The 9742-nt window shown below is 53.8% G+C and carries 9 protein-coding genes; 8 read left to right on the forward strand and 1 reads right to left on the reverse strand.

Translation table 11 applies throughout. From position 1 onward, the window contains the following. Positions 1 to 65 precede the first annotated feature (65 nt). The gene (gene acs, locus EQY_RS0120000) at positions 66 to 2024 is read right to left on the reverse strand and encodes an acetate--CoA ligase (protein WP_000078203.1); all 1959 of its coding nucleotides are present in this window, start codon (positions 2022 to 2024) and stop codon (positions 66 to 68) included. A gap of 393 nt (positions 2025 to 2417) precedes the next feature. Between acs and nrfA the strand changes: the two genes are divergently transcribed. The 8 genes from nrfA to EQY_RS0120040 all read left to right on the forward strand — a co-directional run. Continuing rightward, positions 2418 to 3854: an ammonia-forming nitrite reductase cytochrome c552 subunit gene (nrfA, locus tag EQY_RS0120005; RefSeq protein WP_000196873.1), complete on the forward strand. Its 1437-nt coding sequence runs from the start codon at positions 2418 to 2420 to the stop codon at positions 3852 to 3854. Between the two features lie 45 nt (positions 3855 to 3899). Next, entirely contained in the window at positions 3900 to 4466 is a 567-nt protein-coding gene (nrfB, locus tag EQY_RS0120010; RefSeq protein ID WP_010354304.1) for a cytochrome c nitrite reductase pentaheme subunit, read from the forward strand. Then, positions 4463 to 5134: a cytochrome c nitrite reductase Fe-S protein gene (gene nrfC / locus EQY_RS0120015; protein WP_000220270.1), complete on the forward strand. Its 672-nt coding sequence runs from the start codon at positions 4463 to 4465 to the stop codon at positions 5132 to 5134. Before nrfB ends, nrfC begins: the two co-directional genes overlap by 4 nt. After that, complete coding sequence (gene nrfD / locus EQY_RS0120020) at positions 5131 to 6087, forward strand: cytochrome c nitrite reductase subunit NrfD (RefSeq protein WP_000189600.1); 957 nt, start codon at positions 5131 to 5133, stop codon at positions 6085 to 6087. The genes nrfC and nrfD overlap by 4 nt, the downstream gene beginning before the upstream one ends. A gap of 19 nt (positions 6088 to 6106) precedes the next feature. Continuing rightward, on the forward strand, positions 6107 to 7825 hold the full coding sequence (locus tag EQY_RS0120025) for a heme lyase CcmF/NrfE family subunit (RefSeq protein ID WP_071987986.1): 1719 nt from the start codon (positions 6107 to 6109) through the stop codon (positions 7823 to 7825). Continuing rightward, entirely contained in the window at positions 7818 to 8201 is a 384-nt protein-coding gene (gene nrfF, locus EQY_RS0120030; protein WP_001032554.1) for a heme lyase NrfEFG subunit NrfF, read from the forward strand. Before EQY_RS0120025 ends, nrfF begins: the two co-directional genes overlap by 8 nt. Then, complete coding sequence (nrfG, locus tag EQY_RS0120035; protein WP_000812886.1) at positions 8198 to 8794, forward strand: heme lyase NrfEFG subunit NrfG; 597 nt, start codon at positions 8198 to 8200, stop codon at positions 8792 to 8794. Before nrfF ends, nrfG begins: the two co-directional genes overlap by 4 nt. Before the next feature lie 341 nt (positions 8795 to 9135). Beyond that, the coding region (locus EQY_RS0120040) for a cation:dicarboxylate symporter family transporter (protein WP_000789603.1) at positions 9136 to 9742 on the forward strand (607 nt) is incomplete at its 3' end.

Consider the following 9742-nt stretch of genomic DNA (forward strand, 5'->3'; position numbering starts at 1 on the left):
ATGCGACGCTGTCGCGTCTTATCAGGCCTACAAACCGTTACCGACTCGCATCCGGCAATTGTGGGTTACGACGGCATTGCGATAGCCTGCTTCTCTTCAAGCAGCTTCTCGACTACGCCAGGATCGGCAAGCGTCGAGGTATCGCCCAGGTTGCTGGTATCGCCCGCCGCAATTTTGCGCAGAATACGGCGCATAATTTTGCCGGAGCGGGTTTTAGGCAGGGAGTCGGTCCAGTGCAGCACGTCTGGCGTTGCCAGCGGGCCAATCTCTTTACGCACCCAGTTGCGGACTTCTGCGTACAGTTCTGGTGACGGTTCCTCCCCGTGATTAAGCGTGACGTAGGCGTAGATCGCCTGACCTTTAATATTGTGCGGAATACCGACGACAGCGGCTTCGGCTATCTTCGGATGCGCCACCAGCGCCGACTCAATCTCCGCTGTCCCCAGACGGTGACCGGAGACGTTCAACACGTCGTCCACGCGCCCGGTGATCCAGTAATAGCCATCTTCGTCACGACGCGCGCCATCGCCACTGAAATACATATTTTTGAAGGTGGAAAAGTAGGTCTGTTCAAAACGCTCGTGATCGCCAAACAGCGTGCGCGCCTGACCCGGCCAGGAGTCGGTGATCACCAGGCTGCCTTCGGTAGCGCCTTCCAGCGGGTTACCTTCGTTATCGACCAGCGCCGGTTGCACGCCGAAGAACGGACGTGTTGCCGAACCGGCTTTCAGCTCGGTAGCGCCAGGCAGTGGGGTAATCATGAAACCGCCGGTTTCGGTCTGCCACCAAGTATCGACCACCGGACATTTCTCGTTGCCGATCTTCTTCCAGTACCACTCCCACGCTTCCGGGTTAATTGGCTCGCCCACAGAACCAAGAATGCGTAGCGACGAACGATCGGTGCCTTCAATCGCTTTATCGCCTTCCGCCATCAGTGCGCGAATCGCCGTGGGTGCGGTATAGAGAATATTGACCTGATGCTTATCCACCACCTGTGCCATACGGGCAGGCGTCGGCCAGTTCGGTACGCCTTCAAACATCAGCGTGGTTGCCCCGCAGGCCAGCGGACCATACAGCAAGTAACTGTGTCCGGTAACCCAGCCCACATCGGCGGTGCACCAGTAGATATCGCCCGGATGATAATCAAAGACATATTTAAAGGTCAGCGCCGCGTATACCAGATAACCGCCGGTAGTGTGCAGCACGCCTTTCGGCTTACCGGTAGAACCGGAGGTGTAGAGAATAAACAACGGATCTTCGGCGTTTACTTCTTCCGGCTGGTGCTGATCGCTCGCTTGCTCAACCCGGTCGTGCCACCACAGGTCGCGCCCTTCCTGCCAGTCGATTTTCCCGCCAGTACGCTTCAGTACAACCACATGTTCAATGCTGGTGACGTTCGGATTTTTCAGCGCGTCATCGACGTTTTTCTTCAGCGGAATGCTGCGTCCAGCGCGTACACCTTCGTCGGAAGTGATCACCAATCGTGAGTTGGAATCGATAATACGTCCGGCAACGGCTTCCGGCGAGAAGCCGCCGAAAATCACCGAATGCACCGCACCAATGCGGGCGCAGGCCAACATCGCGACTGCGGCTTCCGGCACCATCGGCATATAAATCGCCACCACATCACCTTTTTTAATGCCCAGCTCAAGCAGGGTATTGGCGAAGCGGCAGACGTCGCGGTGCAGCTCTTTATAGCTGATATGTTTGCTCTGGCTGGCGTCATCGCCTTCCCAGATGATAGCGGTGCGATCGCCGTTTTCTTGCAGATGGCGGTCGAGGCAGTTGGCCGCCAGATTTAGCGTGCCGTCCTCGTACCATTTAATGGACACATTACCCGGGGCAAAGGAGGTGTTTTTCACCTTCTGGTAGGGTTTGATCCAGTCGAGAATTTTTCCCTGTTCGCCCCAGAAGGTATCTGGTGCGTTAATAGATTGTTGATACATCGCTTCGTACTGCTGAGGGTTTATCAGGCAACGGTCTGCGATGTTGGCAGGAATGGTGTGTTTGTGAATTTGACTCATGCTTTTGTTCTCCTTGTAGGATGTTAATAATATGTGGCATAAGCGTTAAATGTAGGGGTATTGGCAGTTTTGTTTAGTATTTGGGCGACAGATCACGCAAAAGTAGAATTGTGCAAATAAACGGCAGGGTAATTTTTGAAGGACACCAGCAAAAGTTGATTAATTCTTTGAGGAACATGCAGTTATGCATGCTGTTGAAAAAGAGGAAGATACCGACTAACTCTAAAGTGGTATTTTACATGCACTTACAATTGATTAAAGACAACATTCTGAGTGTGGTTATTTGTTACACATAGGGGCGAGCAATGTCATAACAGTGTATGTGCGGTTACTGTTATGAAAAAACAATAAAAACTGCCATTTCCTCAATGGCAAAATTTGGATGAAGCCCCTATGACAAGGATAAAAATAAACGCACGCCGTATCTTCAGCTTATTGATTCCTTTTTTCTTTTTCACTTCTGTTCACGCTGAACAAACGGCCGCTCCCGCGAAACCTGTAACTGTGGAAGCGAAGAATGAAACCTTTGCCCCGCAGCACCCCGATCAATATCTCTCCTGGAAAGCCACCTCGGAACAATCAGAGCGTGTTGACGCACTGGCGGAAGATCCACGTCTGGTGATCCTGTGGGCGGGGTATCCCTTCTCACGCGATTACAACAAGCCGCGTGGACATGCCTTTGCTGTGACCGATGTACGTGAAACGTTGCGTACCGGTGCGCCGAAAAACGCTGAAGATGGTCCGCTACCGATGGCATGCTGGAGTTGTAAAAGCCCGGATGTGGCGCGTCTGATCCAGAAAGACGGTGAAGATGGCTACTTCCACGGTAAATGGGCGCGCGGCGGCCCGGAAATCGTCAACAATTTAGGTTGTGCCGATTGCCATAACACTGCCTCACCAGAGTTCGCCAAAGGAAAGCCGGAGTTAACCCTTTCCCGTCCGTATGCGGCTCGCGCGATGGACGCCATTGGTAAACCTTTTGAGAAAGCCGGACGTTTCGACCAGCAATCGATGGTTTGCGGTCAGTGCCATGTGGAGTATTACTTCGACGGCAAAAACAAAGCGGTTAAATTCCCGTGGGATGACGGCATGAAAGTCGAAAATATGGAGCAGTATTACGACAAAATTGCCTTCTCTGACTGGACTAACTCCCTGTCGAAAACGCCAATGCTGAAAGCGCAGCACCCGGAATATGAAACCTGGACAGCGGGCATTCACGGTAAAAACAACGTGACCTGTATCGACTGCCATATGCCAAAAGTGCAGAACGCCGAAGGCAAACTCTACACCGACCATAAAATTGGCAATCCGTTTGATAACTTCGCCCAGACTTGTGCGAACTGCCATACCCAGGACAAAGCCACGCTGCAAAAAGTGGTCGCGGAGCGTAAACAGTCGATTAACGACCTGAAAATCAAGGTCGAAGATCAACTGGTTCACGCCCACTTCGAAGCGAAAGCGGCGCTGGATGCTGGCGCGACGGAAGCCGAAATGAAGCCGATTCAGGACGATATCCGTCATGCTCAGTGGCGTTGGGATCTGGCGATCGCTTCCCACGGCATTCATATGCACGCGCCGGAAGAAGGTCTGCGGATGCTTGGCACGGCGATGGATAAAGCGGCGAATGCGCGTACCAAACTGGCGCGTTTGCTGGCGACCAAAGGCATCACCCATGAAATCCAGATCCCGGATATCTCGACCAAAGAGAAAGCCCAGCAGGCCATTGGCCTGAACATGGAACAAATCAAGGCCGAGAAGCAGGACTTCATCAAAACGGTGATCCCGCAGTGGGAAGAACAGGCACGTAAAAACGGTCTGTTAAGCCAATAACCCCCGTTCCGCCTCGCAAGGGGCGGAAAACACAATGGAGTGAATATGAGCGTATTACGTTCGTTATTAACTGCCGGGGTGCTGGCGTCGGGCCTGTTGTGGAGCCTGAACGGAATTACCGCTACCCCTGCGGCGCAGGCATCGGAAGATCGCTACGAAGTTACCCAGCAGCGTAACCCGGATGCCGCCTGTCTGGACTGTCATAAGCCAGACACCGAAGGTATGCATGGCAAACATGCTTCCGTTATCAACCCGAATAATAAATTGCCGGTTACCTGCACCAACTGTCACGGCCAGCCGTCACCGCAACACCGCGAAGGGGTGAAAGATGTGATGCGCTTTAACGAGCCGATGTACAACGTTGGTGAGCAGAACAGTGTTTGTATGTCCTGCCATCTGCCGGAACAGTTGCAAAAAGCGTTCTGGCCGCACGATGTCCACGTGACTAAAGTGGCGTGCGCCAGCTGCCATTCCCTGCATCCACAGCAAGATACGATGCAGACGTTAAGTGACAAAGGACGGATTAAGATTTGCGTCGATTGCCACAGCGATCAGCGCACCAATCCGAACTTTAACCCGGCGTCTGTTCCGTTGCTTAAGGAGCAGCCATGACCTGGTCTCGTCGCCAGTTTCTCACCGGCGTCGGCGTGCTGGCAGCCGTCAGCGGCACCGCAGGACGCGTGGTGGCGAAAACGTTGAATATCAATGGCGTGCGTTACGGCATGGTGCATGACGAGTCGTTATGCATCGGCTGTACCGCCTGTATGGATGCTTGTCGGGAAGTAAACAAGGTGCCGGAAGGTGTCTCGCGCCTGACGATTATTCGTAGCGAGCCACTGGGCGAATTTCCTGATGTGAAATATCGCTTCTTCCGTAAGTCTTGCCAGCACTGCGACCATGCGCCTTGCGTTGACGTCTGCCCGACCGGCGCGTCTTTTCGCGATGCCGCCAGCGGGATTGTCGATGTTAATCCGGATCTCTGCGTCGGTTGTCAGTACTGCATCGCCGCCTGTCCGTACCGCGTGCGCTTTATCCATCCGGTCACAAAGACGGCGGACAAATGTGATTTCTGCCGTAAGACCAATTTACAGGCCGGTAAGCTGCCCGCGTGCGTCGAGGCCTGTCCGACGAAGGCGCTGACGTTTGGCAATCTGGACGATCCTAACAGTGAGATTTCGCAACTGCTGAGCCAGAAGCCCACTTACCGCTACAAGCTGGCGCTGGGAACCAAACCGAAGCTGTACCGCGTACCGTTTAAATACGGGGAGGTGAGTCAATGACGCAGGCTTCCGCATTTCATTTTGAATCACTGGTGTGGGACTGGCCGATTGCCATCTATCTGTTTTTGGTGGGGATTTCTGCCGGGCTGGTGACGCTGGCGGTGTTGCTGCGTCGCTTCTACCCGCAGGCGGGCGGCGCAGACAGTACGTTGCTGCGTACCACGCTGATTGTCGGGCCCGGCGCGGTGATCCTCGGTCTGTTGATCCTCGTCTTCCACCTGACGAGACCGTGGACCTTCTGGAAGCTGATGTTCCACTACAGTTTTACCTCGGTGATGTCGATGGGGGTAATGCTGTTTCAGCTCTACATGGTGGTGCTGGTGCTGTGGCTGGCGAAAATCTTTGAACACGATTTGCTTGCCCTGCAACAACGCTGGTTGCCGAAGCTGGGGATCGTGCAAAAGGTTCTGAACCTGCTGTCACCCGTTCATCGCGGACTGGAAACGCTGATGCTGGTGCTGGCGGTGCTGCTGGGGGCTTATACTGGCTTTCTGCTGTCGGCGCTGAAATCGTATCCGTTTCTCAATAACCCGATCCTGCCGGTGCTGTTCCTGTTCTCCGGCATCTCGTCCGGTGCGGCGGTGGCGCTGATCGCCATGGCGATACGCCAGCGCAGTAATCCGCATTCCACGGAAGCGCACTTTGTTCACCGTATGGAAATCCCTGTGGTATGGGGTGAAATCTTCCTGCTGGTGGCGTTTTTCGTCGGCCTGGCGCTGGGCGATGACGGTAAAGTTCGTGCGCTGGTGGCGGCGTTGGGCGGCGGTTTCTGGACGTGGTGGTTCTGGCTTGGTGTCGCCGGGCTGGGGCTGATTGTGCCAATGTTGCTCAAACCGTGGGTCAATCGCAGTTCCGGCATTTCTGCCGTGCTGGCGGCGTGTGGAGCCAGCCTGGTCGGTGTGTTGATGCTGCGTTTTTTCATTCTCTACGCCGGACAGTTGACGGTGGCGTAAACCAGAAAAGAGGTGGTTTCTGGACGTATTCCTTCCTGAAGTCGGTTTTCTGGCGTTGTTGTTAAGTCTTGGGGTCAACGTGTTGACCCCGTTGACGGCCTTTGCGGGAGTGCGGTTGCGCTGGCCTGCCATGATGCGGCTCACTTGCATCGGCATTCTGGCGCAGTTCGCGCTCCTGCTGCTCGCCTTTGGCGTACTGACGTATTGTTTTCTCATCAGCGATTTCTCGGTCATTTATGTCGCCCAACATAGCTATAGCCTGCTGTCGTGGGAACTTAAACTGGCGGCGGTGTGGGGCGGCCATGAAGGTTCGTTGCTGCTTTGGGTGCTGCTACTTTCCGCCTGGAGCGCGCTGTTTGCCTGGCATTATCGGCAGCAAACCGATCCGTTATTTCCGCTGACGTTAGCCGTTTTATCTCTCATGCTCGCCGCGCTGCTACTGTTTGTGGTGCTGTGGTCCGATCCCTTTGTACGGATATTTCCGCCAGCAATCGAAGGCCGCGATCTCAATCCGATGCTGCAACATCCCGGTCTTATCTTCCATCCGCCGCTGCTCTATCTCGGCTATGGCGGTTTGATGGTGGCGGCGAGTGTGGCGCTGGCGAGTCTACTGCGCGGCGAGTTTGATGCGGCCAGCGCCCGAATTTGCTGGCGCTGGGCGTTACCTGGCTGGAGTGCATTAACTGCGGGGATCATCCTCGGTTCCTGGTGGGCCTACTGCGAACTGGGCTGGGGCGGCTGGTGGTTCTGGGATCCGGTGGAAAACGCCTCTTTATTACCCTGGCTTTCTGCCACTGCGCTGCTGCACAGTTTGTCCCTGACACGCCAGCGGGGGATTTTCTGCCACTGGTCGCTGTTACTGGCGATAGTTACTCTGATGCTGTCGCTGCTGGGCACCTTAATTGTCCGTTCTGGCATTCTGGTTTCGGTTCATGCGTTCGCGCTGGATAACGTCCGCGCCGTGCCGTTGTTCAGCCTGTTTGCACTGATTAGCCTTGCGTCTTTGGCTCTGTATGGCTGGCGAGCGCGGGACGGTGGCCCGGTGGTGCGTTTTTCGGTGTTATCGTGGGAAATGTTAATCCTCGCTACGCTGTTGCTGTTTTGCGCAGTGCTACTGATCGTGCTGGTGGGAACGCTTTATCCTATGATTTACGGCCTGCTGGGCTGGGGACGCCTCTCCGTTGGCGCGCCGTATTTTAACCGCGCGACGTTACCGTTTGGTCTGTTGATGCTGGTGGTGATTGTGCTGGCGACGTTTGTCTCTGGCAAACGCGCGCAGCTTCCGGCGCTGGTAGCTCATGCGGGCGTGCTGTTATTTGCCGCCGGGATCGTGGTCTCCAGCGTCAGCCGTCAGGAGATCAGCCTGAATTTACAGCCGGGTCAGCAGGTGACGCTGGCAGGATACACCTTCCGTTTTGAGCGCCTCGATCTACAAGCCAAAGGTAATTACACCAGCGAAAAAGCGATAGTGGCGTTATTTGACCATCAGCAACGCATTGGTGAACTGACACCGGAGCGGCGTTTTTACGAAGCACGTCGTCAGCAAATGATGGAGCCGTCAATTCGCTGGAACGGCATCCATGACTGGTATGCGGTCATGGGTGAAAAAACCGGAGCGGATCGCTATGCATTTCGTTTGTATGTACAAAGTGGTGTGCGCTGGATTTGGGGGGGAGGATTGTTGATGATTGCGGGCGCATTGTTAAGCGGATGGCGGGGGAGGAAGCGCGATGAATAAAGGACTTCTCACGCTACTGCTGTTATTTACCTGTTTTGCGCGCGCTCAGGTTGTAGACACCTGGCAATTCGCCAGTCCGCAACAACAGCAACAGGCGTTAAATATTGCCAGCCAGTTACGTTGTCCGCAGTGCCAAAATCAGAACTTACTGGAATCCAACGCGCCGGTGGCAGTCAGTATGCGCCATCAGGTTTACAGCATGGTGGCGGAGGGGAAGAACGAAGTCGAAATCATTGGCTGGATGACCGAACGCTACGGAGATTTTGTTCGCTATAACCCACCGTTAACGGGTCAGACGCTGGTGTTGTGGGCGCTGCCTGTGGTGTTGTTACTGCTGATGGCACTGATCCTCTGGCGAGTGAGGGCGAAGCGATGAAACAGCCCAAAATACCGGTGAAAATGCTGACAATACTCACGATTTTGATGCTATTTCTCTGTGTCGGCAGTTATCTGTTAAGCCCAAAATGGCAGGCGGTACGTGCGGAGTATCAGCGTCAGCGCGATCCGCTACATCAGTTTGCCAGCCAGCAAACCCCGGAAGCGCAGCTTCAGGTATTGCAGGATAAAATCCGCGCTAATCCACAAAACAGCGAACAATGGGCGTTACTGGGCGAGTATTACCTGTGGCAAAACGATTACAGTAATTCGCTGCTGGCATACCGTCAGGCGTTGCAACTACGTGGTGAGAACGCTGAACTGTATGCGGCGCTGGCGACGGTGCTTTATTACCAGGCCAGCCAGCATATGACCGCCCAGACTCGCGCAATGATCGACAAAGCCCTCGCGCTGGACGAAAACGAAATTACCGCCCTGATGCTGCTGGCTTCCGATGCTTTTATGCAGGCGAATTACGCGCAGGCCATCGAACTATGGCAAAAAGTGATGGATCTCAATTCACCCAGGGTCAACCGGACACAGTTGGTCGAGTCGATTAATATGGCGAAACTGTTGCAGCGGAGATCGGATTAATCATCTGGTGATGAAGATTATGTCATTGAGCTGCATAAAAAATAATCGAATGAATACATGTAAAAAATAATCACCATTAACGATTATTGCAGATTAAACAAATAAAAATCTTTCTATAACAAATGGTTATTCATATAACCTGTCATAAACTCGCGTTATTATGCATTAATGCAGCGAAAAGCTCTGTTGTTAAAGGGTTGCGCAACATACCGCGCAAATGATACTGATCATAAGCGTTAAAAAAATCTACAAACCAACGCAACACAATTCATGCCCTGGCAGTATGTCACGTTCTCGCGTTTCTGAACGGGGAACGGTGCTCCATTGAGGAAGTCATTCATATGAAAAATATAAAATTCAGCCTGGCCTGGCAGATTCTGTTTGCTATGGTGCTGGGCATTCTCCTGGGAAGCTACCTGCACTACCATAGCGACAGTCGCGAATGGCTGGTCGTCAATTTGCTCTCTCCGGCGGGTGATATCTTCATCCACCTGATCAAAATGATTGTTGTGCCGATTGTGATCTCCACGCTGGTGGTAGGTATCGCGGGTGTTGGTGATGCCAAACAGCTTGGGCGTATTGGCGCGAAAACCATTATCTACTTTGAAGTGATCACCACCGTCGCCATCATTCTGGGGATCACTCTGGCAAACGTCTTCCAGCCCGGTGCCGGGGTGGATATGTCGCAGCTGGCGACCGTCGATATCTCGAAATATCAGAGCACTACGGAAGCGGTACAAAGCAGTTCCCACGGCATTATGGGCACGATTTTGTCGCTGGTGCCGACGAACATTGTGGCGTCGATGGCGAAAGGCGAAATGCTGCCGATCATCTTCTTCTCGGTGCTGTTTGGTCTGGGGCTTTCCTCCCTGCCCGCGACGCATCGTGAACCGCTGGTGACCGTGTTCCGCTCCATCTCTGAAACCATGTTTAAAGTGACTCACATGG

The sequence above is a fragment of the Escherichia sp. TW14182 genome (genome assembly GCF_000208525.1).
Lineage (GTDB): Bacteria > Pseudomonadota > Gammaproteobacteria > Enterobacterales > Enterobacteriaceae > Escherichia > Escherichia ruysiae.

Bases quoted from the DNA above. Each gene is read 5' to 3' on its own strand.
- nrfD (WP_000189600.1), top strand. From the start codon at position 5,131: ATGACGCAGGCTTCCGCATTTCATTTTGAATCACTGGTGTGGGACTGG.
- nrfB (WP_010354304.1), top strand. From the start codon at position 3,900: ATGAGCGTATTACGTTCGTTATTAACTGCCGGGGTGCTGGCGTCGGGC.
- nrfA (WP_000196873.1), top strand. From the start codon at position 2,418: ATGACAAGGATAAAAATAAACGCACGCCGTATCTTCAGCTTATTGATT.
- nrfG (WP_000812886.1), top strand. From the start codon at position 8,198: ATGAAACAGCCCAAAATACCGGTGAAAATGCTGACAATACTCACGATT.
- nrfC (WP_000220270.1), top strand. From the start codon at position 4,463: ATGACCTGGTCTCGTCGCCAGTTTCTCACCGGCGTCGGCGTGCTGGCA.
- acs (WP_000078203.1), bottom strand. From the start codon at position 2,024: ATGAGTCAAATTCACAAACACACCATTCCTGCCAACATCGCAGACCGT.
- nrfF (WP_001032554.1), top strand. From the start codon at position 7,818: ATGAATAAAGGACTTCTCACGCTACTGCTGTTATTTACCTGTTTTGCG.